This is a genomic window from Pseudomonas sp. UYIF39 (assembly GCF_029963765.1).
Taxonomy (GTDB): domain Bacteria; phylum Pseudomonadota; class Gammaproteobacteria; order Pseudomonadales; family Pseudomonadaceae; genus Aquipseudomonas.
Window position 1 is genome coordinate 215,484 of sequence record NZ_JALBYU010000007.1, and the last position, 26,659, is coordinate 242,142.

At 59.5% G+C, this 26,659-nt stretch carries 22 protein-coding genes; 13 read left to right on the top strand and 9 right to left on the bottom strand.

Translation table 11 applies throughout. The features are described from left to right. The first annotated feature begins 55 nt into the window (after positions 1 to 55). The 11 genes from nuoC to nuoN all read left to right on the top strand — a co-directional run bounded on the left by nuoC (position 56) and on the right by nuoN (position 13,823). Positions 56 to 1,840: an NADH-quinone oxidoreductase subunit C/D gene (nuoC, locus tag MO767_RS12215; RefSeq protein WP_008146037.1), complete on the top strand. Its 1,785-nt coding sequence runs from the start codon at positions 56 to 58 to the stop codon at positions 1,838 to 1,840. 2 nt (positions 1,841 to 1,842) lie between these two features. Continuing rightward, on the top strand, positions 1,843 to 2,340 hold the full coding sequence (gene nuoE, locus MO767_RS12220) for an NADH-quinone oxidoreductase subunit NuoE (RefSeq protein ID WP_008146039.1): 498 nt from the start codon (positions 1,843 to 1,845) through the stop codon (positions 2,338 to 2,340). Further along, a complete protein-coding gene (gene nuoF / locus MO767_RS12225) occupies positions 2,337 to 3,692 on the top strand; it encodes an NADH-quinone oxidoreductase subunit NuoF (RefSeq protein WP_150801504.1) in 1,356 nt (451 codons plus the stop codon). Before nuoE ends, nuoF begins: the two co-directional genes overlap by 4 nt. Before the next feature lie 137 nt (positions 3,693 to 3,829). After that, positions 3,830 to 6,544: an NADH-quinone oxidoreductase subunit NuoG gene (nuoG, locus tag MO767_RS12230; RefSeq protein ID WP_282480700.1), complete on the top strand. Its 2,715-nt coding sequence runs from the start codon at positions 3,830 to 3,832 to the stop codon at positions 6,542 to 6,544. Then, positions 6,541 to 7,548 carry an NADH-quinone oxidoreductase subunit NuoH gene (gene nuoH, locus MO767_RS12235; protein WP_008146046.1) on the top strand — a complete coding sequence of 336 codons (1,008 nt, stop codon included), beginning with the start codon at positions 6,541 to 6,543 and terminating at the stop codon, positions 7,546 to 7,548. The genes nuoG and nuoH overlap by 4 nt, the downstream gene beginning before the upstream one ends. A 9-nt stretch (positions 7,549 to 7,557) precedes the next feature. Beyond that, positions 7,558 to 8,106 carry an NADH-quinone oxidoreductase subunit NuoI gene (gene nuoI, locus MO767_RS12240; RefSeq protein ID WP_026345730.1) on the top strand — a complete coding sequence of 183 codons (549 nt, stop codon included), beginning with the start codon at positions 7,558 to 7,560 and terminating at the stop codon, positions 8,104 to 8,106. Between the two features lie 9 nt (positions 8,107 to 8,115). Then, positions 8,116 to 8,619, top strand: coding sequence for an NADH-quinone oxidoreductase subunit J (gene nuoJ, locus MO767_RS12245; RefSeq protein ID WP_046047465.1), 504 nt, complete (start codon positions 8,116 to 8,118; stop codon positions 8,617 to 8,619). A gap of 2 nt (positions 8,620 to 8,621) precedes the next feature. Further along, positions 8,622 to 8,930 (top strand): NADH-quinone oxidoreductase subunit NuoK, encoded by a 309-nt coding sequence (nuoK, locus tag MO767_RS12250; RefSeq protein ID WP_007946416.1) that lies wholly within the window; start codon positions 8,622 to 8,624, stop codon positions 8,928 to 8,930. Then, positions 8,927 to 10,780 (top strand): NADH-quinone oxidoreductase subunit L, encoded by a 1,854-nt coding sequence (nuoL, locus tag MO767_RS12255; protein ID WP_282480701.1) that lies wholly within the window; start codon positions 8,927 to 8,929, stop codon positions 10,778 to 10,780. The genes nuoK and nuoL overlap by 4 nt, the downstream gene beginning before the upstream one ends. A 39-nt stretch (positions 10,781 to 10,819) precedes the next feature. Continuing rightward, positions 10,820 to 12,352 (top strand): NADH-quinone oxidoreductase subunit M, encoded by a 1,533-nt coding sequence (gene nuoM / locus MO767_RS12260; RefSeq protein ID WP_282480702.1) that lies wholly within the window; start codon positions 10,820 to 10,822, stop codon positions 12,350 to 12,352. Between the two features lie 7 nt (positions 12,353 to 12,359). Next, positions 12,360 to 13,823 (top strand): NADH-quinone oxidoreductase subunit NuoN, encoded by a 1,464-nt coding sequence (gene nuoN / locus MO767_RS12265; RefSeq protein WP_033057078.1) that lies wholly within the window; start codon positions 12,360 to 12,362, stop codon positions 13,821 to 13,823. Positions 13,824 to 13,889: 66 nt separating this feature from the next. Here nuoN and MO767_RS12270 read toward each other — a convergent pair whose 3' ends face one another. Next, positions 13,890 to 14,354 carry a GNAT family N-acetyltransferase gene (locus tag MO767_RS12270; RefSeq protein ID WP_282480703.1) on the bottom strand — a complete coding sequence of 155 codons (465 nt, stop codon included), beginning with the start codon at positions 14,352 to 14,354 and terminating at the stop codon, positions 13,890 to 13,892. 396 nt (positions 14,355 to 14,750) lie between these two features. On the opposite strand from MO767_RS12270, the gene MO767_RS12275 reads away from it, so the two are divergent. Beyond that, complete coding sequence (locus tag MO767_RS12275) at positions 14,751 to 14,936, top strand: hypothetical protein (RefSeq protein ID WP_282480704.1); 186 nt, start codon at positions 14,751 to 14,753, stop codon at positions 14,934 to 14,936. A 141-nt stretch (positions 14,937 to 15,077) separates the two neighbouring features. On the opposite strand, the gene MO767_RS12280 is transcribed toward MO767_RS12275, so the two are convergent. Genes MO767_RS12280 through MO767_RS12305 form a run of 6 tightly spaced genes read right to left on the bottom strand, consistent with a single transcriptional unit; the run spans position 15,078 to position 21,014 of the window. Continuing rightward, positions 15,078 to 16,820, bottom strand: a complete 1,743-nt coding sequence (locus MO767_RS12280) for an ABC transporter substrate-binding protein (RefSeq protein ID WP_282480705.1) — start codon at positions 16,818 to 16,820, stop codon at positions 15,078 to 15,080. Between the two features lie 47 nt (positions 16,821 to 16,867). Next, positions 16,868 to 17,140, bottom strand: a complete 273-nt coding sequence (locus tag MO767_RS12285) for a DUF2160 domain-containing protein (RefSeq protein WP_027925091.1) — start codon at positions 17,138 to 17,140, stop codon at positions 16,868 to 16,870. A gap of 10 nt (positions 17,141 to 17,150) precedes the next feature. Next, entirely contained in the window at positions 17,151 to 17,951 is an 801-nt protein-coding gene (locus MO767_RS12290; protein ID WP_017339615.1) for a carbohydrate ABC transporter permease, read from the bottom strand. An 8-nt stretch (positions 17,952 to 17,959) separates the two neighbouring features. Next, positions 17,960 to 18,826 (bottom strand): sugar ABC transporter permease, encoded by an 867-nt coding sequence (locus MO767_RS12295; protein ID WP_282480706.1) that lies wholly within the window; start codon positions 18,824 to 18,826, stop codon positions 17,960 to 17,962. A gap of 2 nt (positions 18,827 to 18,828) precedes the next feature. Next, positions 18,829 to 19,920 (bottom strand): ABC transporter ATP-binding protein, encoded by a 1,092-nt coding sequence (locus tag MO767_RS12300; protein ID WP_282480707.1) that lies wholly within the window; start codon positions 19,918 to 19,920, stop codon positions 18,829 to 18,831. Continuing rightward, positions 19,920 to 21,014, bottom strand: coding sequence for an ABC transporter ATP-binding protein (locus MO767_RS12305; RefSeq protein ID WP_282480708.1), 1,095 nt, complete (start codon positions 21,012 to 21,014; stop codon positions 19,920 to 19,922). The genes MO767_RS12300 and MO767_RS12305 overlap by 1 nt, the downstream gene beginning before the upstream one ends. Before the next feature lie 428 nt (positions 21,015 to 21,442). Between MO767_RS12305 and MO767_RS12310 the strand changes: the two genes are divergently transcribed. Continuing rightward, complete coding sequence (locus MO767_RS12310) at positions 21,443 to 23,296, top strand: sigma-54-dependent Fis family transcriptional regulator (protein ID WP_282480709.1); 1,854 nt, start codon at positions 21,443 to 21,445, stop codon at positions 23,294 to 23,296. 102 nt (positions 23,297 to 23,398) lie between these two features. On the opposite strand, the gene cysS is transcribed toward MO767_RS12310, so the two are convergent. Next, the gene (gene cysS, locus MO767_RS12315; RefSeq protein WP_282480710.1) at positions 23,399 to 24,781 is read right to left on the bottom strand and encodes a cysteine--tRNA ligase; all 1,383 of its coding nucleotides are present in this window, start codon (positions 24,779 to 24,781) and stop codon (positions 23,399 to 23,401) included. A gap of 15 nt (positions 24,782 to 24,796) precedes the next feature. Then, positions 24,797 to 26,494 (bottom strand): glutamine--tRNA ligase/YqeY domain fusion protein, encoded by a 1,698-nt coding sequence (locus MO767_RS12320; protein WP_282480711.1) that lies wholly within the window; start codon positions 26,492 to 26,494, stop codon positions 24,797 to 24,799. Positions 26,495 to 26,659: the final 165 nt, after the last annotated feature.

The window sequence follows — 26,659 nt, forward strand, 5'->3', positions numbered from 1 at the left end:
TATAGAACGAGACACTGGCTTCATTCTTTACGTTGACCGAAAGCGATAAATAACCATGACTACAGGCAGTGCTCTGTACATCCCGCCTTATAAGGCAGACGACCAGGATGTGGTCGTCGAACTGAATAACCGTTTTGGCCCTGAGGCGTTCACCGCCCAGCCTACCCGCACCGGCATGCCGGTGCTTTGGGTTGCCCGTGCCAAACTCGTCGAAGTCCTGACCTTCCTGCGCAACCTGCCCAAGCCGTACGTCATGCTCTATGACCTGCACGGTGTGGACGAGCGTCTGCGCACCAAGCGTCAAGGGCTGCCTAGCGGCGCCGACTTCACTGTGTTCTATCACTTGATGTCGATCGAACGTAATAGTGACGTAATGATAAAGGTCGCCTTGTCCGAGAGCGACCTCAGCGTGCCGACCGTGACCGGCATCTGGCCGAACGCCAACTGGTACGAGCGTGAAGTGTGGGACATGTACGGCATCAACTTTGCCGGTCACCCGCACCTGACCCGCATCATGATGCCGCCGACCTGGGAAGGTCACCCGCTGCGCAAGGACTTCCCGGCCCGTGCCACCGAGTTCGACCCGTTCAGCCTGACCCTTGCCAAGCAACAGCTTGAGGAAGAAGCCGCACGCTTCAAGCCTGAAGACTGGGGCATGAAGCGTTCCGGTGCGAACGAGGACTACATGTTCCTCAACCTCGGTCCTAACCACCCTTCCGCGCACGGTGCGTTCCGCATCATTCTGCAGCTGGACGGTGAAGAGATCGTCGATTGCGTGCCGGACGTCGGTTACCACCACCGTGGTGCCGAGAAGATGGCCGAGCGTCAGTCCTGGCACAGCTTCATTCCGTACACCGACCGTATCGACTACCTCGGCGGCGTGATGAACAACCTGCCGTACGTGCTCTCGGTCGAGAAGCTGGCCGGTATCAAGGTGCCTGAGAAGGTCGACGTCATCCGCATCATGATGGCCGAGTTCTTCCGGATCACCAGCCACCTGCTGTTCCTGGGGACTTACATCCAGGACGTGGGCGCCATGACCCCGGTGTTCTTCACGTTCACCGACCGTCAGAAGGCGTACACGGTGATCGAAGCCATTACCGGCTTCCGTCTGCACCCGGCCTGGTACCGCATCGGTGGCGTCGCTCACGACCTGCCACGCGGCTGGGAAAAACTGGTGAAAGACTTCATCGAGTGGATGCCAAAGCGTCTGGACGAATACCAGAAAGCCGCACTGGACAACAGCATCCTGCGTGGCCGGACCATCGGCGTCGCCGCCTACAACACCAAAGAAGCCCTGGAATGGGGCGTCACCGGTTCCGGCCTGCGTTCGACCGGTTGCGATTTCGACCTGCGTAAAGCTCGCCCGTACTCCGGTTACGAGAACTTCGAATTCGAAGTGCCGCTGGCGGCCAATGGCGATGCCTACGACCGTTGCATCGTGCGTGTCGAAGAAATGCGCCAAAGCCTGAAGATCATCGAGCAGTGCATGCGCAACATGCCGGAAGGCCCGTACAAGGCGGATCACCCGCTGACCACGCCGCCACCGAAAGAGCGCACCCTGCAGCACATCGAGACCCTGATCACGCACTTCCTGCAAGTTTCGTGGGGCCCGGTCATGCCGGCCAACGAATCCTTCCAGATGATCGAAGCGACCAAGGGCATCAACAGTTATTACCTGACGAGCGATGGCGGCACCATGAGCTACCGCACCCGGATTCGCACTCCAAGCTTCCCGCACCTGCAGCAGATCCCTTCGGTGATCAAAGGCAGCATGGTCGCGGACTTGATTGCGTACCTGGGTAGTATCGATTTCGTTATGGCCGACGTGGACCGCTAAGCATGAACAGCACGCTTATCCAGACAGACCGTTTCGCCCTGAGCGAAACCGAGCGCTCGGCCATCGAGCACGAGCTGCATCACTACGAAGACCCGCGCGCGGCGTCGATCGAAGCCCTGAAGATCGTCCAGAAGGAACGTGGCTGGGTGCCTGATGGCGCCCTCTACGCCATCGGCGAAATCCTCGGCATCCCGGCCAGCGACGTGGAAGGCGTGGCGACGTTCTATAGCCAGATCTTCCGTCAGCCGGTCGGCCGTCACATCATTCGCGTCTGCGACAGCATGGTCTGCTACATCGGCGGCCATGAATCGGTAGTCAGCGAAATCCAGAGCAATCTGGGCATCGGCCTGGGTCAGACCACCGCCGACGGTCGTTTCACCCTGCTGCCGGTCTGCTGCCTCGGCAACTGCGACAAGGCGCCGGCGTTGATGATCGACGACGACACTTTCGGTGATGTGCAGCCTGCCGGCGTTGCCAAATTGCTCGAGGGCTACGTATGACCCTGACTTCCTTCGGTCCTGCCAACCGCATCAAGCGTTCGGCCGAGACTCACCCGCTCACCTGGCGTCTGCGTGACGACGGCGAAGCTGTCTGGCTCGACGAGTACCAGGCTAAGAACGGTTACGCGGCTGCGCGCAAGGCTTTCGCCGACATGGCTCAGGACGACATCGTCCAGACCGTGAAAGACGCAGGTCTTAAAGGTCGCGGCGGTGCAGGCTTCCCCACGGGTGTTAAGTGGGGCCTGATGCCCAAAGACGAATCCATCAACATCCGCTATCTGCTGTGCAACGCGGACGAGATGGAACCGAACACCTGGAAAGACCGCATGCTGATGGAGCAACTGCCCCATCTGCTGATCGAAGGCATGCTGATCAGTGCTCGCGCGCTGAAAACCTACCGTGGCTACATCTTCCTGCGCGGCGAATACACCACCGCCGCCAAGCACCTGAACCGTGCCGTGGAAGAAGCCAAGGCTGCAGGCCTGCTGGGCAAGAACATCCTGGGCAGCGGCTTCGATTTCGAGCTGTTTGTCCACACCGGCGCCGGGCGTTACATCTGCGGTGAAGAAACCGCACTGATCAACTCCCTCGAAGGCCGCCGCGCCAACCCGCGCTCCAAGCCGCCCTTCCCTGCGGCCGTTGGCGTGTGGGGCAAGCCGACCTGCGTGAACAACGTTGAAACCCTGTGCAACGTGCCGGCGATCATTGCCGACGGCGTGGACTGGTACAAATCGTTGGCCCGCGAAGGCAGTGAAGACATGGGCACCAAGCTCATGGGCTTCTCCGGCAAGGTCAAGAACCCGGGCCTGTGGGAATTGCCGTTCGGCGTCACCGGTCGCGAGTTGTTCGAAGACTACGCCGGCGGCATGCGCGACGGTTACACGCTCAAGTGCTGGCAGCCAGGCGGCGCCGGTACCGGTTTCCTGTTGCCGGAACACCTGGACGCGCAAATGTACGCCGGCGGCATCGCCAAAGTGGGCACCCGTATGGGTACCGGCCTGGCCATGGCGGTGGACGACAGCGTCAACATGGTTTCCCTGCTGCGCAACATGGAAGAGTTCTTCTCCCGCGAATCCTGCGGCTTCTGCACCCCGTGCCGTGACGGTTTGCCGTGGAGCGTCAAGCTTCTGCGCGCCATCGAGAATGGTGAAGGGCAAGCCGGCGATATCGAGACCCTGCTGGGTCTGGTCGGTTTCCTCGGCCCGGGCAAGACCTTCTGTGCTCACGCACCGGGCGCCGTGGAGCCGTTGGGCAGCGCAATCAAATACTTCCGCCATGAGTTCGAAGCCGGCATCGCGCCTACCAGCGCCGTCGTCCCGCCTCTGGCAAGGCCGATCGTAGTCGGCGCGTAAACGCTTAAAAAAGCGAAGGGTCCGTGCCCTTCGCTTTGTCGTGTGATGACGCCTTAAACGGCTGTGTTGATTCACGCGCATAACAAGATTCCATTAGCCACGCCCGCTGACACCGGGCCAACGAAGAACTTTGAACCATGGCCACTATCCACGTAGACGGCAAAGAGCTCGAAGTCGACGGGGCAGACAACCTGTTACAGGCATGTCTGTCGCTAGGCCTCGATATCCCTTATTTCTGCTGGCACCCAGCCCTAGGCAGCGTTGGCGCTTGCCGCCAGTGCGCGGTCAAGCAGTACACCGACGAAAACGACAAGCGTGGTCGGATCGTCATGTCCTGCATGACTCCCGCCACCGACGGCAGCTGGATCTCCATCGACGACGAAGAAGCGAAAGTGTTTCGCGCCAGCGTCGTTGAATGGCTGATGACCAACCACCCTCACGACTGCCCGGTCTGTGAAGAAGGCGGTCACTGCCACCTGCAAGACATGACCGTGATGACCGGCCACAACGAGCGCCGTTATCGCTTCACCAAGCGTACTCACCAGAACCAGCAACTGGGCCCGTTCATTTCCCACGAAATGAACCGCTGCATCGCTTGCTACCGCTGCGTACGCTTCTATAAGGATTACGCCGGCGGCACCGACCTCGGTGTATTCGGCGCCCACGACAACGTGTACTTCGGTCGCGTTGAAGACGGCACCCTGGAAAGCGAGTTCTCCGGCAACCTCACCGAGGTTTGCCCGACCGGTGTGTTCACCGACAAGACTCACTCCGAGCGCTACAACCGCAAGTGGGACATGCAGTTCTCGCCGAGCATCTGCCATGGCTGCTCCAGCGGTTGCAACATCTCCCCGGGCGAGCGCTACGGTGAACTGCGTCGTATCGAAAACCGTTTCAACGGTTCGGTAAACCAGTACTTCCTGTGCGACCGTGGCCGTTTCGGCTATGGCTACGTCAATCGCAAGGATCGCCCGCGTCAGGCATTGCTGGCCAACGGCGCCAAGCTGACCCTCGACGAAGCGCTGGATAAAGCCGCCGACCTGCTGCGCGGTCGCAACATCGTCGGTATCGGTTCGCCTCGTGCCAGCCTCGAAAGCAACTACGCGTTGCGCGAACTGGTCGGTGCCGAGCACTTCTACTCCGGTATCGAAGCCGCTGAGCTGGAACGCATTCGTCTGGTCATGCAGGTGCTCAAAGACAGCCCGCTGCCGATCCCGAACATGCGCGACATCGAAGACCACGACGCGATCTTCGTCCTCGGCGAAGACCTGACCCAGACCGCTGCGCGTATGGCCCTGTCCCTGCGTCAATCGGTCAAAGGCAAAGCCGAAGACATGGCCGACGCCATGCGCGTTCAGCCTTGGCTCGACGCTGCGGTGAAGAACATCGGTCAGAACGCTCTGAACCCGCTGTTCATCGCCAGCCTGGCTGAAACCAAGCTCGACGACATCGCTGAAGAATGCGTTCACGCTGCACCAGACGACCTGGCCCGCATCGGTTTCGCCGTGGCTCACGCCCTCGACGCCAGCGCGCCTGCCGTTGAAGGCCTGGACGCTGAAGCTCTTGAGCTGGCCAAGCGCATTGCCGACGCTCTGCTCGCCGCCAAGCGTCCACTGATCATTGCCGGTACCTCGCTGGGTTCCAAGGCGCTGATCGAAGCCGCGGCAAACATCGCCAAAGCCCTGAAGCTGCGCGAGAAGAACGGTTCCATCAGCCTGATCGTGCCAGAGGCCAACAGCCTCGGCCTGGCCATGCTCGGTGGTGAATCGGTCGACGCAGCCCTGCAAGCGGTGATCGACGGTAAAGCTGACGCCATCGTCGTGCTGGAAAACGATCTGTACACCCGTACCGACAAAGCCAAGGTCGATGCTGCCCTGAACGCCGCGAAAGTGGTGATCGTGGCCGACCATCAGAAGACCGCCACCAGCGATCGCGCGCACCTGGTTCTGCCAGCCGCCAGCTTCGCTGAAGGCGACGGTACGCTGGTCAGCCAGGAAGGTCGCGCCCAGCGCTTCTTCCAGGTCTTCGACCCGACTTACCTCGACGCAAGCATCATGGTTCACGAAGGCTGGCGCTGGCTGCATGCCCTGCGCGCTACCCTGTTGAACCAGCCGATCGACTGGACCCAACTGGACCACGTCACCGCTGCCTGTGCCGCAAGCACTCCGCAACTGGCCGGCATCGTCAGCGCCGCACCGTCCGCCGCGTTCCGCATCAAAGGCCTGAAACTGGCTCGCGAACCGCTGCGTTACTCCGGTCGTACCGCCATGCGCGCCGACATCAGCGTGCACGAACCGCGCACTTCCCAGGATAACGACACCGCGTTCTCGTTCTCCATGGAAGGTTACTCGGGCTCGGTCGAACCGCGTCAGCAAGTGCCATTCGCCTGGTCTCCGGGCTGGAACTCGCCGCAAGCCTGGAACAAGTTCCAGGACGAAGTCGGTGGTCACATCCGCGCTGGCGACCCGGGCACCCGCCTGATCGAAAGCACCGGTGACTCGCTGAACTGGTTCGCCAGTGTTCCTCGCGCGTTCAACCCGGCTCCGGGCACCTGGCAGGTTGTGCCGTTCTTCCACCTGTTCGGCAGCGAAGAGAACTCTTCCAAAGCCGCACCGGTTCAGGAACGCATCCCGGCCGCTTACGTGTCGCTGGCCAAATCCGAAGCCGACCGTCTGGGTGTCAATGACGGCGCCCTGCTGAGCTTGAGCGTTGCGGGCCAGACCCTGCGTCTGCCGCTGCGCATCAACGAAGAGCTGGGTGCCGGTCTGGTCGCATTGCCGGCAGGTATCGCCGGCATTCCGCCAGCGATCTTTGGCAAATCCGTTGACGGTCTGCAGGAGGCAGCTCAATGACCTGGTTCACGCCTGAAGTGATTGACGTGATCATCGCGGTCCTCAAGGCCATCGTGATTCTGCTCGCCGTTGTGGTGTGCGGCGCGCTGCTGAGCTGGGTCGAGCGTCGTCTGCTCGCCCTCTGGCAGGACCGTTACGGTCCGAACCGCGTCGGCCCGTTCGGCGCGTTCCAGATTGCGGCCGACATGATCAAGATGTTCTTCAAAGAAGACTGGACCCCACCGTTCGCCGACAAAGTGATCTTCACCTTGGCACCGGTCGTGGCCATGAGCGCCTTGCTGATTGCCTTCGCGATCATCCCGATCACCCCGACCTGGGGTGTGGCGGACATCAACATCGGCATCCTGTTCTTCTTCGCCATGGCCGGTCTGTCGGTCTACGCGGTGCTGTTCGCCGGCTGGTCGAGTAACAACAAGTTCGCCCTGTTGGGCAGCTTGCGGGCCTCGGCACAAACCGTGTCGTACGAAGTGTTCATGGGCCTGTCGCTGATGGGCATCGTGATCCAGGTTGGCTCGTTCAACATGCGCGACATCGTTGAATACCAGGCGCAGAACCTGTGGTTCGTCATTCCGCAGATCTTCGGTTTCCTGACCTTCTTCATCGCCGGCGTCGCCGTGACTCACCGTCACCCGTTCGACCAGCCGGAAGCGGAGCAGGAACTGGCCGACGGTTACCACATTGAATACGCCGGCATGAAATGGGGCATGTTCTTCGTCGGTGAGTACATCGGCATCGTGTTGATTTCGGCGCTGCTGGTGACCCTGTTCTTCGGTGGCTGGCACGGTCCGTTCGGCATTCTGCCGCAGATCCCGTTCATCTGGTTCGCACTGAAAACCGCGTTCTTCATCATGTTCTTCATCCTGCTGCGCGCCTCGATTCCGCGCCCACGGTATGACCAAGTGATGGATTTCAGCTGGAAGTTCTGCCTGCCGCTGACCCTCGTCAACATGCTGGTGACCGCTGCGATCGTGTTGCTCAACACGCCCGCCGTCGCGGCTCAGTGAGGATAGAGAATCATGAAGTACATATTTGACATCGTGCATGGCTTCTTCACCCAGCTTCGCAGCCTGGTGATGATCTTCGGCCACGCCTTCCGCAAGCGCGACACGCTGCAATACCCGGAAGAAGCCGTGTACCTGCCGCCGCGCTTCCGTGGCCGTATCGTCCTGACCCGCGACCCTGATGGCGAAGAGCGTTGTGTAGCCTGCAACTTGTGCGCCGTGGCGTGCCCGGTCGGTTGCATCTCGCTGCAGAAAGCTGAAACCGATGACGGTCGCTGGTACCCGGAGTTTTTCCGTATCAACTTCTCGCGCTGCATTTTCTGCGGCCTCTGCGAGGAAGCCTGCCCGACCACCGCGATCCAGCTGACACCGGATTTCGAGATGGCCGAGTTCAAACGTCAGGACCTGGTGTACGAGAAAGAAGATCTGTTGATCTCCGGCCCCGGCAAAAACCCTGATTACAACTTCTATCGTGTTGCAGGTATGGCGATTGCCGGTAAGCCAAAAGGCGCCGCGCAGAATGAAGCCGAACCGATCAACGTGAAGAGCTTGCTGCCTTAAGGAAGAAAGATGGAATTCGCTTTCTATTTCGCATCGGGTATCGCGGTTGTGTCCACGCTTCGCGTGATCACCAACACCAACCCTGTGCACGCCCTGCTCTACCTGATCATTTCGCTGATTGCCGTGGCGATGACGTTTTTCGCCCTCGGCGCGCCGTTCGCTGGCGTGCTGGAAGTGATCGCCTACGCTGGCGCCATCATGGTGCTGTTCGTGTTCGTGGTGATGATGCTGAACCTGGGCCCGGCCTCGGTTCAGCAAGAGCGCGTCTGGCTCAAGCCCGGCATCTGGCTCGGCCCGGTCGCACTCGGCGCCCTGCTGCTGGTTGAACTGCTGTACGTGCTGTTCAGCCACGACAGCGGCCAGGCCATCGGCCACACCACCGTAGACGCCAAGGCCGTGGGCATCAGCCTGTTCGGTCCTTATCTGCTGGTGGTCGAACTCGCCTCGATGTTGCTGCTCGCCGCAGCCGTCACGGCGTTCCACTTAGGCCGCAACGAAGCCAAGGAGCAATGACGATGCCTGCTATCCCTATGGAGCATGGTCTGGCGGTCGCCGGCATCCTGTTCTGCCTCGGTCTGGTCGGCCTGATGGTCCGCCGCAACATTCTTTTCGTGCTGATGAGCCTGGAGGTCATGATGAATGCCTCCGCACTGGCCTTCATCGTTGCCGGTAGCCGCTGGGCGCAGCCGGATGGACAGATCATGTTCATCCTGGTGATCAGCCTGGCAGCCGCCGAGGCCAGTATTGGCCTGGCGATTCTGTTGCAGCTGTATCGCCGCTTCCACACTCTCGATATCGACGCTGCCAGCGAGATGCGCGGATGAATCTTCTCTATCTGACTTTCGTATTCCCTCTTATAGGTTTTCTGCTGCTGTCGTTCTCACGCGGCCGCCTCTCGGAAAACCTGTCGGCGCTGATTGGCGTCGGTTCCATCGGCTTGTCTGCCATCGTCACGGCTTATGTGATCTGGCAATTCAACGTCGCGCCACCTGAAGGCGGTCACTACACCATGGTGTTGTGGCAGTGGATGGCGGTGGAAGGCTTTACGCCTAACTTCGCGCTGTACCTGGATGGTCTGTCCCTGACCATGCTCGGTGTGGTGGTCGGCGTCGGCTTCCTGATCCACCTGTTCGCGTCCTGGTACATGCGCGGTGAAGCCGGTTACTCGCGCTTCTTCGCCTACACCAACCTGTTTATTGCCAGCATGTTGTTCCTGGTGCTGGGCGATAACCTGTTGTTCCTGTACTTCGGTTGGGAAGGCGTGGGCCTGTGCTCGTACCTGTTGATCGGTTTCTACTACAGCAACCGCAACAACGGTAACGCGGCACTGAAAGCCTTCATCGTCACCCGTATCGGCGACGTGTTCATGGCCATCGGCCTGTTCATCCTGTTCGCGCAATTGGGCACGCTGAACATCCAGGAACTGCTGGTGCTGGCGCCACAGAAATTCCAGGCCGGCGACTTCTGGATGGTCATGGCCACCCTGATGCTGCTGGGCGGCGCTGTCGGTAAATCCGCGCAACTGCCGCTGCAAACCTGGCTGGCGGATGCGATGGCCGGTCCTACTCCGGTTTCGGCACTGATCCACGCCGCAACCATGGTGACCGCCGGTGTCTACCTGATCGCCCGTACTCACGGTCTGTTTGCCCTGGCGCCGGATATCCTGCACCTGGTTGGCGTTGTCGGCGGTGTGACCCTGGTACTCGCCGGTTTTGCCGCACTGGTTCAGACCGACATCAAACGTATCCTCGCCTACTCGACCATGAGCCAGATCGGCTACATGTTCCTGGCCCTGGGCGTGGGTGCGTGGGATGGCGCGATCTTCCACCTGATGACCCACGCCTTCTTCAAGGCGCTGCTGTTCCTTGCATCCGGTGCGGTGATCGTTGCCTGCCACCACGAGCAGAACATCTTCAAGATGGGCGGCCTGTGGAAGAAACTGCCACTGGCCTACGCCAGCTTCATCGTCGGCGGCGCGGCATTGTCTGCCCTGCCACTGGTGACCGCAGGCTTCTACTCCAAGGACGAAATCCTCTGGGAAGCGTTCGCCAGCGGCAACCACGGTCTGCTTTACGCAGGTCTGGTCGGTGCGTTCATGACTTCGCTGTACACCTTCCGCCTGATCTTCATCGCGTTCCACGGTGAAGTGAAGACCGAAGCACACGCCGGTCACGGCATCGCTCACTGGCTGCCACTGTCGGTGCTGATCGTATTGTCCACCGCCATTGGCGCGATGATCGTTCCACCGCTGCACGGCGTGCTGCCGGAAAGCGTCGGCCATGCCGGCGGCGAAGCCAAGCACAGTCTGGAAATCGCCTCGGGCGCCATCGCCCTGTCCGGTATCCTGCTGGCCGCGCTGCTGTTCCTCGGCAAGCGTCGTTTCGTCACTGCAATCGCCAACAGCGGCATCGGCCGCTTCCTTTCGGCCTGGTGGTTCGCTGCCTGGGGCTTCGACTGGATCTACGACAAACTGTTCGTCAAGCCATACCTTGCGATCAGCCACGCACTGCGCAGAGACCCGCTCGACCAGACCATCGGTCTGATCCCGCGTATGGCCAAAGGCGGTCACACCGCCCTGAGCCGTACCGAAACCGGTCAACTGCGTTGGTACGCGGCATCGATGGCAGCCGGCTCCGTGCTGGTCATCGGCGCCATCGTGCTGGTAGCGGTCTGATATGAACCTTGCGAACTTGCGAAAGGAATTGAGCCCGTCATGATTCTGCCTTGGCTAATCCTGATCCCCTTCATCGGCGGCCTGCTGTGCTGGATGGGTGAGCGCTTCGGCGCTACCCTCCCCCGCTGGATTGCGCTGTTGACCATGACCCTGGAACTCGCACTCGGCCTCTGGCTGTGGGCCCACGGTAATTATTCATTTGCTCCGGCGCCTGGCGCCGATCCGGTCTGGGCGCTTGAGTTCAAGCACATCTGGATCCAGCGCTTCGGCATCAGCGTGCACCTGGCCCTCGACGGCCTGTCGCTGCTGATGATCCTGCTGACCGGTTTGCTGGGTATCCTCTCGGTACTCTGCTCGTGGAAAGAGATCCAGCGTCACGTCGGTTTCTTCCACTTGAACCTGATGTGGATCCTGGGCGGTGTCGTCGGCGTGTTCCTCGCCCTCGACCTGTTCATGTTCTTCTTCTTCTGGGAAATGATGCTGGTGCCGATGTACTTCCTCATCGCGCTCTGGGGTCACAGTTCTTCGGACGGCAAGAAAACCCGGATCTACGCGGCGACCAAGTTCTTCATCTTCACTCAGGCTTCCGGCCTGATCATGTTGGTGGCGATCCTGGGTCTGGTCCTGGTCAACTTCAACGACACCGGCGTGATTACCTTCAACTACGCCGACCTGTTGAAAACCAAGATGTCGCTGACCACCGAGTACATCCTGATGCTCGGCTTCTTCATCGCCTTCGCGGTGAAGCTGCCAGTCGTACCGTTCCACTCCTGGTTGCCTGATGCTCACGCCCAGGCACCGACAGCGGGTTCGGTCGACCTGGCCGGTATCTTGTTGAAAACGGCTGCATACGGTCTGCTGCGTTTCGCCCTGCCGCTGTTCCCGAATGCCTCGGCCGAGTTCGCGCCGATCGCCATGACCCTGGGTCTGATCGGGATCTTCTACGGTGCGTTCCTGGCCTTCGCCCAGACCGACATCAAGCGTCTGATCGCCTACTCCTCCGTTTCCCACATGGGCTTCGTGTTGATCGGCATCTACTCCGGCAGCCAACTGGCGCTGCAGGGCGCGGTGATGCAGATGCTGGCGCACGGTCTGTCGGCGGCGGCACTCTTTATCCTCAGTGGTCAACTGTACGAGCGTACCCACACCCGCGACATGCGTGAGATGGGTGGCCTGTGGTCGAAGATTGCTTACCTGCCGGCCATCAGCCTGTTCTTCGCAGCCGCGTCGCTGGGCTTGCCGGGTACCGGTAACTTCGTCGGTGAGTTCCTGATCCTGATCGGCACTTTCGCCGCTGCGCCATGGATCACCGTGATCGCAACGTCCGGCCTGGTGTTCGGTTCGGTCTACTCGCTGATCATGATCCACCGTGCCTACTTCGGCCCGTCCAAGTCGGACGCGGTGCTGCATGGCATGGATGGTCGCGAACTGATCATGGTGGTCGGTCTGGCAGCGCTGCTGATTTACATCGGCGTCTACCCGCAGCCGTTCCTCGATACTTCTGCCGCGACGATGCATGGCGTGCAGCAGTGGCTCGGCACCGCCTTCACTCAACTCGCTTCGGCCCGGTAAGAGCGCTATGGAATTCACGACTCAACACTTTATCGCGCTTGCGCCGTTGTTGATCACCAGCGCCACGATCATCGTGGTGATGCTGGCGATCGCCTGGCGCCGCAACCACTCGCAGACCTTCCTGATTTCCGTGGCGGGTCTGAACCTGGCGTTGCTGTCGATCCTGCCAGCCCTGAAAGTCGCGCCTCTGGCCGTGACTCCACTGCTGCAGATTGACACCTTCGCTTGCTTGTACATGGCGCTGATCCTGGTCGCCACCCTCGCTTGTGTGACCCTCGCCCACGCCTACCTCGGCGATGGCGGTTCGGGTTACCCGGGCAACCGTGAAGAACTTTACCTGCTGATCCTGATGGCCGCCGCCGGTGGTCTGGTACTGGTCAGCGCGCAGCACCTGGCCGGGTTGTTCATCGGTCTGGAACTGCTCTCGGTACCGGTCTACGGTCTGGTGGCATATGCCTTCTTCAACAAGCGTTCGCTGGAAGCCGGTATCAAGTACATGGTGCTGTCGGCCGCCGGTTCCGCGTTCCTGTTGTTCGGCATGGCGCTGCTCTATGCCGACTCCGGTAGCCTGAGCTTCGTCGGCATCGGCCAGGCCCTCGCGGCCACCGGCCTGCCAAGCTCGCTGGCGCAACTGGGCCTGGGCATGATGCTGATCGGTCTGGCGTTCAAGCTGTCGCTGGTACCGTTCCACCTCTGGACCCCGGACGTTTACGAAGGTGCTCCGGCGCCGGTGGCCGCGTTCCTGGCCACCGCGTCGAAAGTCGCTGTGTTCGCAGTGATGGTGCGTCTGTTCCAGATCTCGCCCGCGGCGAGCAGCGGTGTACTGAGCGACGTGCTGACCATCATCGCCATCGCGTCGATCCTGTTCGGTAACCTGCTGGCACTGACCCAGAGCAACCTCAAGCGTCTGCTGGGTTACTCGTCCATCGCTCACTTCGGTTACCTGCTGATCGCCCTGGTGGCGAGCAAGGGTCTGGCCGTGGAAGCCATCGGCGTGTACCTGGTCACCTACGTGATCACCAGCCTCGGCGCGTTCGGCGTGATCACCCTGATGTCCTCGCCGTACAACGGCCGTGACGCGGATGCACTGTACGAATACCGCGGCCTGTTCTGGCGCCGTCCGTACCTGACCGCCGTACTGACCGTGATGATGCTGTCCCTGGCCGGTATCCCGCTGACCGCGGGCTTCATCGGCAAGTTCTACATCATCGCTACCGGTGTCGAGTCGCACCAATGGTGGCTGGTCGGTTCCCTGGTACTGGGCAGCGCCATCGGCGTCTTCTACTACCTGCGCGTCATGGTCACCTTGTACCTGATCGAACCGAACCTGCGTCGCCACGATGCGCAACTGCACTGGGAACAACGTGCAGGCGGCGTGATGCTGCTGGCGATAGCCGCACTGGCGTTCTTCCTTGGGCTGTATCCGCAGCCGTTGCTGGTACTGGTTCAGCAGGCAGGGTTGGCGGGTTGATTGCTTAAGCGACACTCGGTAAAAACAGAAACGGCACCTTCGGGTGCCGTTTTTGCGCTCAGGCCTTCACAGTTTCCTCACCATAGGCACGCAGGCCAGCCGAAGGCCTGAGGGTGAATGGTAAATCGCAGGTTCCTCCCCGACGTAACCACAGCGCCGATAGAAATCAGTAGCATTCATCGTCGCATCAAGACACACCTCGGTCAGTCCCAAATCCCGCGCCAGATCTTCAAGAAAACACAAAACACGCTTGCCCAGCCCGCAATGCATGAAATCCGGGTGAATGAAGATTGCGCCAATTTCACGGTGCGCCAGATCGAGCATGCCGGTCGCCACGGGCTTGCCCTCAACGCAGCCTACATAGAAGTGCTTGTCCATTAGCGTGTCGTAACCGTCTTCGACCGAGCCTTTGGTCCAGTCGAACATTTGCTGCTCGGTGTAAGCGCCGACGCATTGATGCCGGATGGCGAGTCGCCGAATGTCGAACGCTATCTGGGCATCGTCCGAGGTGGCTCTTCTGATCTCGAACATTTCTCTCTCCATGAGCCATGTGCGGACGAGGAATAAAAAGCCCCGTCCATCTCTGGCGGGGCTTTGGGTAACACGTCAAATGACAAATACGTATGACCTTATAGCCCGCCGGAAGCGGTCATAGAGGAGCACATCATGGTCATTCGATATTGGGTATTCATGGCTGGATAGTGCTGTGGATTGTTCCGACACGTCAATCGAAGCCGGTAAATGCGGCTGGCGCCTATATTGGAACGGTGTGTACTGTAGGAGGTGCCGCAGGCTGCAATCTTCTGCTCTTCAATGCCCTCTCCTTTCTAGGAATTTGCTGCAAAGCAGTGAGCAATAGCTGACATTCCGCAGAAGGCATTTGCCGCTAAATTTGAAGATCACCTATCGAGTGGAGATCCAAGAACCATGAAGGGGACTATTTTTTCAGAGTTGATGGATGGCCTCGATGCGTTAGCCAAAGAACGCCGAGGCAAAATCACCTTGAAAAAAACGCGTGTTAAACGGATCGGCGCCATGAAGGGCAAACTCGTATTTCCAAATGACATCGATACCTCTCTGTCAGACAGCCAACTAGATACCTACGAAAGGTAGAAGCCACATCTGCGCACATGGATCTATTAGACCCACCCCTTCAAGTCTAAACATACAAGCGAGCCTGCTCGCGATTGCCATGGATCAGGCGCCAAAGAAAACGGCACCTCACGGTGCCGTTGGCCTTTTGCGGTTCAGCCTTTACTTCCGCGCATCCGCCCACGATTTCAGCAGTTCGTTGTAGCTCACGGTTTCACCTTTAGGCTTCTCGTTCGCCAGTTTCGGCTTCGGTGCACCCGGCTGATCAAACCAGTATTGCGCGTCGCGTTCCGGGTTCATTTTCGGCGCACAGGTGGCCTGGGCCTTGGAGCGTTCCAGGCGGCTCATGATCGCGTCCTGATCCTTGGCCAGACCATCCAGCGCCTCTTGCGGGGTTTTATCGCCACTGGCGGCTTCGGCGATGTGGCTCCACCAGAGTTGTGCCAGACGCGGATAGTCCGGCACGTTGGTCCCGGTCGGGGTCCATTGCACGCGGGCCGGGCTGCGGTAGAACTCCACCAGACCACCGAGTTTCGGTGCCAGGTCGGTCATGGCTTGCGAGTTGATGTCCGACTCACGGATCGGCGTCAGGCCGACGATGGTTTTCTTCAGCGATACGGTTTTCGAGGTCACGAACTGCGCATAGAGCCATGCCGCCAGTTTCTGTTTCTCAGGCGTGGACTTCATGAACGTCCACGACCCCACGTCCTGATACCCCAGCTTCATGCCCTCTTCCCAATACGGACCGCGTGGAGACGGCGCCATGCGCCATTTCGGCGTGCCATCGGCATTCACCACTGGCAGGCCCGGCTTGGTCATGTCGGCGGTGAACGCGGTGTACCAGAAGATCTGCTGGGCAATGTTGCCTTGGGACGGTACCGGACCGGATTCGGAGAAGGTCATGCCTGCCGCTTCCGGTGGCGCGTACTTCTTCAGCCAGTCGACGTATTTGGTGGTGGCAAACACCGCTGCCGGGCCGTTGGTATCGCCGCCGCGAGTCACGCTGGAACCGACCGGGTGGCAGTCTTCGACACGAATGCCCCACTCGTCCACCGGCAAACCGTTGGGCAAGCCCTTGTCGCCGCCACCGGCCATGGAGAACCAGGCATCGGTGAAGCGCCAGCCCAGGGATGGGTCTTTCTTGCCATAGTCCATGTGCCCGTAGATACGCTTGCCGTCGATTTCCTTGACGTCTTCGCTGAAGAATTTGGCGATGTCTTCATAGGCCGACCAGTTCACCGGCACGCCCAATTCGTAGCCGTATTTTTCCTTGAACTTGGCTTTCAGGTCCGCGCGTTCGAACCAGTCGGCGCGAAACCAGTACAGGTTGGCGAACTGTTGATCAGGCAATTGATAAAGCTTGCCGTCGGGAGCGGTGGTGAAGGAAAGACCAATGAAGTCCTTGAGGTCCAAGGTTGGCGAGGTATACGCCTTGCCTTCGTTGGCCATCAGGTCGGTGATCGATTCGGTCTTGCCGTAGCGAAAGTGCGTACCGATCAGGTCCGAGTCGTTGACCCAGCCGTCATAGATGCTCTTGTCCGACTGCATCACGGTCTGCAGCTTTTCCACCACGTCGCCTTCTTGCAGCAGGTCGTGGGTCACCTTGATCCCGGTGATCTCGGTAAAGGCCTTGGCCAGCACCTTGGACTCGTATTCGTGAGTGGTCAGGGTTTCGGAGACGACTTTGATGTCCATCCCGCGAAACGGTTCGGCCGCCTTGATGAACCACTTCAATTCCGCGAGCTGCTGGTCGGCCGTCAGGGTGGACGGTTTGAACTCGGCGCCAATCCATTTCTTCGCAGCGTCTTCATAGGCATCGGCCCACGCCGCAGCGCTCAGCCCGCTGAGTGCCAGCATGGCTGCCAATGAAACGCTATGTCGCAGCTTATTGTTTTTGTCGAACATAGAGACCTCCTGTTTGATTTTCGGAGCAACATTGCCGAGCGATTCGACTAGCCCCAACGCATCACAGCCAACAGCCACACCAGGGACAACGCGGACGCTACCCAGATGCTCCAGTCGGTGACGCCGATTACCAGCAAATGCAGGTAGGCGCTGCCGAGAAGACCGATAAACAGCCGATCGCCACGGGTGGTGGCAATCGGCAACAAACCCCGCCGAAGAATGCTCGGCGAACGCAATTCCCAGGTCGTCATGCCCACCAGAATCAGGCCAATGACAATGAAGAACGCCGCGGTGGGGACCGTCCAACTCATCCATTCCATCATCAGCTCCTCAGACCCGGCCCAGGGCAAAGCCCTTGGCCACGTGGTTGCGAACAAACCAGATCACCAGCATGCCCGGCAGAATGGTCAACACCCCCGCTGCCGCCAGCACGCCCCAGTCGATGCCGGACGCCGAGACCGTGCGCGTCATCACCGCCGCAATCGGTTTGGCATTCACCGACGTCAGGGTTCGCGCCAGCAGCAGTTCGACCCAGGAAAACATGAAGCAGAAAAATGCCGTCACACCGATCCCGGAGCCAATCAGCGGAACGAAAATCTTCACGAAGAACTTGGGAAAACTGTAGCCGTCGATGTAGGCGGTTTCGTCGATCTCCTTCGGCACGCCAGACATGAAACCTTCGAGGATCCACACCGCCAACGGCACGTTAAACAGGCAGTGAGCCAGTGCCACCGCGATGTGGGTGTCGAACAAACCAATCGAGGAATACAGCTGGAAGAACGGCAGCAAAAATACCGCCGGCGGCGCCATACGATTGGTCAACAGCCAGAAAAACAGGTGCTTGTCGCCGAGGAATCGATAGCGCGAGAACGCATACGCCGCCGGCAATGCCACGCTCAGCGAAATCACCGTGTTCAGGCTCACGTAGTACAGCGAGTTGAGGTAACCCGTGTACCAGGCCGGATCGGTGAAGATCACCTTGTAGTTGGCGAAGGTGAAATCCTGCGGAAACAACGTCAGGCCGCTGAGGATTTCGGTGTTGCTCTTGAAGGACATGTTCAGCAGCCAATAGATCGGCACCAGCAGGAACAGGATGTAGATCAACAGCGGAATGAGCTTTCTTTTACTCATGGCAGACCTCAGCGGTTGGCGTCAGAGTGAGTCATGGCCGTATAGAACAGCCAGGACACCAACAGGATGATCAGGAAGTACACCAGCGAGAAAGCCGCCGCCGGGCCGAGGTCGAACTGCCCGATCGCCATTTGCGTCAGCGTCTGGCTCAAGAACGTCGTGGCATTCCCCGGACCGCCACCGGTCAGCACAAACGGCTCGGTGTAGATCATGAAACTGTCCATGAACCGCAACATCACCGCGATCAACAGCACGCTCTTGAGCTTGGGCAACTGGATGTGTTGGAAAACCGCCCAGGCCGATGCCCGATCAATCCGTGCCGCCTGGTAGTACACGTCCGGAATCGCCCGCAGCCCCGAGAAACACAACAGCGCCACCAACGACGTCCAGTGCCAGACGTCCATCACCAGCACCGTGACCCAAGCGTCCATCGTGTTGGCCGCATAGTTGTAGCTGATGCCCATGGCATTGAGACTCGACCCCAGCAGGCCGATGTCCGCCCGACCGAAGATCTGCCAGATCGTCCCCACCACGTTCCACGGAATCAACAATGGAATCGCCAGAATGATCAGCACCAGCGACGACCAGCGGCCCTTGGTCGGCATGGTCAGGGCGATGGCGATGCCCAGCGGGATTTCGATCAGCAGTACACAGCCGGAGTAGATGAACTGACGCAGTAATGAGTCATGCAGGCGCGGATCGAGCAGCACTTGCCTGTACCAGTCGGCGCCGACGAAGTAGCGGCTGGACTGATCGAAGATGTCCTGCACCGAGTAGTTGACCACGGTCATCATCGGGATCACCGCACTGAACGCCACCAGCAAAAACACCGGCAACACCAGCCACCAGGCCTTGTTGTTCTGCACCTTGTTCATGGCTACGTCTCCAAGAGATATTCGTCGGCATACACCATCAACCATTGAGCCGGGAAGCTGATGTAGGCGGTTCCCTCAGGCACTGGCTTGTCTTCGGCCAGGCGCACTTTCAAAGGGGCGCCGTCGAGGTTCAGGGTCATGATCTTGTAGGTGCCAAGGTCTTCGACGTGTACGACCTGTGCCTGCATCGCCTCATCAAACGGCTCGTCCCACACGTGCACGAACTCCGGACGGATGCCGACTTTCAGAGTTTTCCACTCGGACTCGACGATGCGTTTCTGTTGAGCATCGGAAAGTGGCAAATGAGTCGAGGCGAAACCGACACCGCCGGGCTGCGGCTGTACCTCGATCAGGTTCATCCCCGGACTGCCGATGAAATAGCCGACAAAGGTGTGGCTCGGTCGCTCGAACAGTTCTCTCGGCGTACCGAATTGCACAATCTGCCCGCCGTACATCACCGCGATCTTGTCGGCAAAGGTCGAGGCTTCGAGCTGATCGTGGGTGACGTAGACCATGGTGATGTTGAACTGCTCGTGGATCTGCTTGAGCTTGCGTCGCAACTTCCACTTCAAGTGCGGATCGATCACCGTCAGCGGCTCATCGAACAGGATCGCCGACACGTCATCGCGCACCAGCCCACGGCCCATGGAGACTTTCTGCTTTTCATCGGCGGTGAGGTTGCGCGCCTTTTTGCTCAACAACGCCTGAAGGTCGAGGACCTCGGCGATTTCCTGCACCTTGCTGTGAATTTTCGCCTCGGCCATGCCCTGATTGCGCAGCGGGAAGGCCAGGTTGTCGAACACCGTCATGGTGTCGTAGACCACCGGAAACTGGAAAACCTGGGCGATGTTGCGCTTCTCCGGAGTCAGGTCGTTGACCACTTTGCTGTCGAACAGCACCTGACCCTGGGACGGACTGAGCAATCCGGAAATGATGTTGAGCAAGGTCGACTTGCCGCAGCCCGACGGCCCGAGCAAGGCATAGGCACCGCCCTGCTCCCAGACGTGGTCCATCTCACGAATCGCATAATCCTCGGGGCCGGTCGGCGTGCGGGTGTAACTGTGGGCGAGGTGCTGCAAACGAATTTCGGCCATCAGGCAACCCTCGCGATACGGCGACCGGGCGCCTGGACCAGCCGCCCCTGCATATCGAACACAAACAGTTTATGGGTCGGGATATAGATGCGAATCGGCGCATCGACGTCGTACTCGTGGACGCCGGGCAAGTGCAGCACCAGCAGGAAATGTTCGTTGCGCACGTGCAGGAAGGTTTCCGACCCGCTGATCTCGGCCACCTCGACGGTCACCGCCAGTTCCAGGTCATCGTCGTTGCTAGGCACCAGCGAAATATGGCTGGGCCGTACGCCAAAGCGAAACTCACCCTCGCCCACCGGCCGCAAATCGACGTTGAGCGGGAAGTGCACGAAATTGGCGAAGCTGACTTCGTTGCCGGCGATACGCCCCGGCATCAGGTTGATCGGCGGCTCGGAGAACAGCTCTGCCGCCAGCACCGTTTGCGGCTGGTGATACACCTCGGAAGACTTGCCGCTCTGAATCACCCGGCCTTCGTGAAGAATGGTGGTGGTGCCGCCCAGCGCCAGGGCTTCGTTGGGTTCGGTGGTGGCATAGATGGCGATGGTGTGGCGAGCCTTGAACAGTTCGCGCATTTCCTGACGCAGTTCTTCGCGCAGTTTGTAGTCGAGGTTCACCAGCGGTTCGTCGAACAGTATCAGTTCGGCATCCTTGACCAGCGCCCGGGCCATCGCCGTGCGCTGTTGCTGACCACCGGAGAGTTCAAGCGGATGGCGCTGGAGAAATTTCTCGATGCGCAGCATCTTCGCGGTTTCCAGCACTTTGCTCTGAATCAACTCATTGGACATACCGCCCTGGCGTAACGGCGAGGCGATGTTCTCGAACACCGTCATGGTCGGGTAGTTGATGAATTGCTGATAGACCATCGACACATTGCGCAAACGCACCGGGCGCTGGGTGACGTCGACGCCGTTCATCAGGATCCGACCGCTGTCGGGCTTGTCCAGACCGGCCATCAGGCGCATGAGACTGGTTTTGCCGGACAGCGTGCGCCCGAGCAAAACGTTGAAAGATCCGGCTTCGAAATTAAGGCACGCATCGTCGATCCAGGTCTGGCCCTCGACGGTACGGCTGACGTGCTCCAGGGTTAATGACATGGCTCGGCCTTTTTATTATTGGAGTCAAGCGACCGGAGCTACAGAGCGACATTCGTGCCAGAAACTGCAAGCCGTTGATCTGGCTTGAGAATCTGTGAAACAAGGGCAAAACCGCGTTCATTGCTGAACAGAAATGAACAACCGCGACTGAACAATTGAACAATCCGGCGGTTGACAATGAACAATAGTGAACAACACTCTACGGATGCTTTAGCGACACGATTATCCAAATTCACCACGATCCTGTGTAGCAGCTGGCGAAGCCTGCGTTCGGCGACGCAGTCGTCGTAAAACCTGTATACGCGGTATTCCTGATACACCGCGACGCCTGATTTCACGACGACTACGTCGCCGAGCGCAGGCTCCGCCAGCTGCTACAGAATCGCGTTATTCATAACAAAAATAATAATGCTCAGAGATCGACTGCCATGGCCGCACCTGCCTCGCCGCTCTCCCACGACGCCATCATTCAGGACTCCTGGAAACGTTGCCGCGCCTTCGGCCTCAACCATCAGAGCGCGCCAGCGTTCGATCAGCTACCGGCCGAAGGCATCGCCCAATTGCTGGAGAGCCAGCATTCGCTGGTGCAGACCACGCATCAGGAAGTCCTGCCGTATTACGAAAACATCCTCAGCAACTCCAACTGCCTGATCATGCTCGCCGACAATCAAGGCCAGGTCCTGACGTCGTGGGGCACACAGCGTTTTATCGAGCCGAGCCTGACCCGTGGTTTCAGCGCTGGCGCCAGCTGGATGGAGCGTTGCAGCGGCACCAACGCCATAGGCACCGCCCTCGCCTGCGAGCAGGCCGTGCACATCGAACACGATGAACACTTTCTGAAAGCCAACCGCTTCATGACCGGTTCCGCCGCACCGATTTTCGATGCCGAACGCAAGGTGATCGCGGTGTTGGACGTGTCCAGCGACAGCTACCTGCCGCCATCCCACACGCTCGGCATGGTCAAGATGATGAGTCAGAGCGTGGAAAACCGGCTGATCCTCAACCTGTTCCATGGCCAGCATTTTCAACTGACGTTCAACACCGGGCTGAACAACCTCGACAGTCAATGGGCCGGGCTGCTGATCTTTGACGAAACCGGGCAGGTGCTGTCTGCCAACCGCAGGGCTGACAATCTGCTGGGCATCAGTCTGTCGCGGGTCAGCGTCGAGAGTCTGTTCAAGGTCTCGCTGCTGGAGTTATTGAACCAGCCGGACGGCCTGCCGTTTGCCCTGCAAGCCTCGGGTCGCAACCGCTTTCAGTGCCTGTTGAAGCGGCCAAAACAGATGCCGATCCAGGCGCGGCTATTCTCTGCTGAACCCAAGAGCGCCGAACCCGCCGTCACCGCGCACGCCGCAATCAGTCTTAACACCCTGCACTTCGGCGACAGCCGAGTAGAAAAAGCCGTGCGCCAGGCCGAGCGCTTGCTGGAAAAAGACATTCCGTTGTTGATCCATGGCGAAACCGGGGTCGGCAAGGAAGTCTTCGTCAAAGCCCTGCATCAGGCCAGCTCTCGGAGTGAACAACCGTTCATTGCCGTCAACTGTGCAGCCATCCCCGCCGAACTGGTGGAGTCCGAGCTTTTTGGCTACGAGAAAGGCGCGTTCACCGGTGCCAACCAGAAAGGCAGCATCGGGCTGATCCGCAAGGCCGACAAAGGCACCCTATTCCTTGATGAAATCGGCGATATGCCGTTGCCGACCCAGGCGCGATTGTTAAGGGTTTTGCAGGAGCGTTGCGTGCAACCGGTAGGCAGCAGCGAGTTGTTCCCGGTGGATATCCGGATTATTTCGGCAACCAACCGCTCGTTGCGCGAGCAGGTTCAGTTGGGGCGCTTCCGCGAGGACTTGTATTACCGGATTGGTGGTTTGACCCTGGAACTGCCGCCGTTAAGAGAACGCAGTGACAAGCAGGCGCTGTTCAAGCGGCTGTGGGAACAGCATCGCGAACCGTCGCAATGGGCCGGGTTGAGCCGTGAAGTGATGGAGTTGTTCAGTCGTCATCCGTGGCCAGGAAATTTGCGTCAGGTCAGCAGCGTGATGCAGGTGGCGCTGGCCATGGCCGAGGAACAACCGGTGCGGCCGGAGCATTTGCCGGATGATTTCTTTGTTGATTTGGAGATGGAGCCGGTGGATTTACCGGAGCCGATGGCGGTGGATTTGAATGATGCCGAGGATTTGAATCGGCAGTTGGCGGCGGCTGGGGGGAATATCTCGCATTTGGCCCGGCGTCTGGGGGTTAGCCGTAACACCCTTTACAAGCGGTTGCGCCAGTCGGAAAGCTGACTGCTGCTCGTGAAGGCGCCAGCCCTGTCACCGCAGACTAAAAACCTGCGCACAAACAAAAACCCGCACAAGGCGGGTTTTGTTTTGCAGCGACTAACGCAATCAGTCAGCCAGACGCCACGTCGTCCCACCCTTCCCGTCTTCCAGCACCACGCCCATGGCGGTGAGCTGGTCGCGGATGCGGTCCGATTCGGCCCAATCTTTACCTGCACGAGCGGCCAGACGCGCGGCAATCAGCGCATCAACTTCAGCCGCATCAACCCGCCCTTCAGCACCGGCCTGCAGGAAGTCATCAGCTTCGAGCTGCAACACACCCAGCACACTGGCCAATTCCTTCAAGCGTGCCGCCAGACCCGCCGCCGCATCGAGATCGCTCTCACGCAAACGGTTGATCTCGCGAACCATCTCGAACAGTACGGCACAGGCTTCCGGCGTGCCGAAGTCGTCGTTCATCACCTGAGTGAAACGCTCGACAAAGGCTTCACCACCGGCCGGCGCCACGTTCGGCAGGCCTTTCAACGAGTGGTAGAAACGCTCGAGTGCGCCTTTGGCGTCCTTGAGGTTGTCTTCCGAGTAGTTGATTGCGCTGCGGTAGTGGCTCGACACCAGCAGGTAACGCACGACTTCCGGGTGGTACTTTTCCAGCACGTCGCGAATGGTGAAGAAGTTGTTCAAGGACTTGGACATCTTCTCGCCATTGATGCGAATCATGCCGCAATGCATCCACGCGTTGGCGTAGGTCTTGCCGGTGGCCGCTTCACTCTGGGCGATTTCGTTTTCGTGGTGCGGGAACTCGAGGTCGCTGCCGCCGCCATGAATGTCGAAGGTCTCGCCCAGGCAGCAGGTCGACATCACCGAGCACTCGATGTGCCAGCCCGGACGACCGTCGCCCCAAGGCGAAGGCCAGCTCGGCTCACCCGGCTTGGCGCCCTTCCACAGCACGAAGTCCAGCGGGTCCTGTTTGGACTCGTCGACTTCGATCCGCGCGCCGATGCGCAGGTCTTCGATTTTCTTGCGCGATAGCTTGCCGTAGCCCATGAACTTGGCGACGCGGTAGTACACGTCGCCATTGCCCGGAGCATAGGCGTAACCCTTGTCGATCAGGGTCTGGATCATGGTCTGCATGCCAGCGATGTGATCGGTGGCCCGCGGTTCCATGTCCGGCTTGAGGATATTGAGGCGCGCCTCATCCTCATGCATCGCGGTGATCATGCGCTCGGTCAACACGTCGAACGGCTCGCCGTTCTCCTTGGCCCGATTGATGATCTTGTCTTCAATATCGGTGATGTTGCGCACATACGTCAGGTTATAACCGCTGAAGCGCAACCAGCGGGTCACCAGGTCGAACGCGACCATGCTGCGGCCGTGGCCAATGTGGCAGTAGTCGTACACGGTCATCCCGCAGACGTACATGCGCACATTGTTGCCATCCAGCGGCTTGAACACTTCTTTGCTCTTGGTGAGCGTGTTGTAGATCGTAAGCACTTTAGTTTCCTTGAATCACTGGCCCCACGAATCACGCAAGGTCACGGTACGGTTGAACACCGGAGCGCCCGGTTTCGAGTCCTTGATATCCGCGCAGAAGTAACCTTCGCGCTCGAACTGGAAACGGTCTTCCGGCTGTGCATTGCCCAGCGAAGGCTCGGCACGACAACCTGTGAGAACTTGCAGCGAGTCAGGGTTGATGTTGTCCAGGAAACTGGCGCTGTCTTCGGCCTTCTCAGGGTTGGCCGAGCGGAACAGGCGATCGTACAGACGCACTTCACACTCGACGCTGGCCGCAGCCGGCACCCAGTGAACCACGCCTTTGACCTTGCGGCCTTCAGGGTTCTTGCCCAGGGTTTCCGGGTCGTAGGAGCAACGCAGTTCGACGATGTTGCCATCGGCGTCCTTGATCGCTTCGTCGGCACGGATCACGTAGCTGCCGCGCAGACGCACTTCGCCAGCGGGTTCCAGCCGTTTGTAGCCTTTTGGCGGCTCTTCCATGAAGTCTTCACGGTCGATGTAGATCTCACGGGCGAACGGCAGAACGCGCACGCCCATGTCTTCTTTCGGGTGGCACGCCAATTCGAGGTTCTCGACCTGGCCTTCCGGGTAGTTGGTGATCACGACTTTCAGCGGACGCAGCACGCACATGGCGCGCGGGGCGCTGTGGTCGAGATCGTCGCGGATGCTGAATTCGAGCATGCCGAAGTCCACTACGCCGTCGGAACGGTTGGTGCCGACCATTTCGCAGAAGTTGCGGATCGATTTCGGCGTATAACCACGCCGGCGGAAGCCGGACAGCGTAGACATGCGCGGATCGTCCCAGCCAAGAACGTGCTTTTCATCGACCAGTTGCTTGAGCTTGCGCTTGCTGGTGATCGTGTAGTTCAGGTTCAGACGGCTGAATTCGTACTGACGCGGTTGCGCCGGCACGGGCAGATTCTCGAGGAACCACTCGTACAGCGGACGATGGCTTTCGAACTCAAGGGTGCAGATCGAGTGGGTGATGCCTTCGATGGCGTCCGACTGACCGTGGGTGAAGTCGTAGTTCGGGTAGATGCACCACTTGTCACCGGTCTGGTGGTGGTGAGCGTGGCGGATGCGATACATGATCGGGTCGCGCAGGTTCATGTTCGGCGAGGCCATGTCGATCTTGGCCCGCAGCACGCGCGCGCCGTCCTGGAATTCGCCGGCCTTCATGCGGGCGAACCAATCCAGGTTTTCTTCCACGGAACGATCGCGGAACGGGCTGTTCTTGCCCGGCTCGGTCAGGCTGCCACGGTATTCCTTGGCCTGTTCAGGGCTCAAGTCATCGACGTAGGCGTTGCCAGCCTTGATCAGTTCAACGGCCCAGTCGTGCAACTGGTCGAAATACTGCGAGGCGTAGCGCACTTCACCGGACCATTCGAAGCCCAGCCATTTGACGTCGCTTTCGATCGCGTCGATGTATTCCTGGTCTTCCTTGGCCGGGTTGGTGTCGTCGAAACGCAGGTGCGTGACGCCGCCAAATTCCTGGGCCAGGCCGAAGTTCACGCAAATCGACTTGGCGTGACCAATGTGCAGGTAGCCGTTGGGCTCAGGCGGGAAACGGGTGACGATCTGCGTGTGCTTACCCGAGTCCAGGTCCGCCTGGATGATCGGGCGCAGGAAATTGACCGGCACGGCAGGGCCGGTCTTGGAATTCGAGGTAGGGTCGACAGTGGGCTTGCTCATAGGATCCTTGAACGTACAAGTGCGCGGCCAGTTGGCCAAATCAAAGCGGCGGTTAAAACAAAGGGGCTTATCATAGCCGATGCCGTCAAGTCGCTGACAGCGCAGGGCAAAAAACGGCTGCATTTAATCGGATGCAAATGAAAAACAGCCTCGAAATTCGCGCTT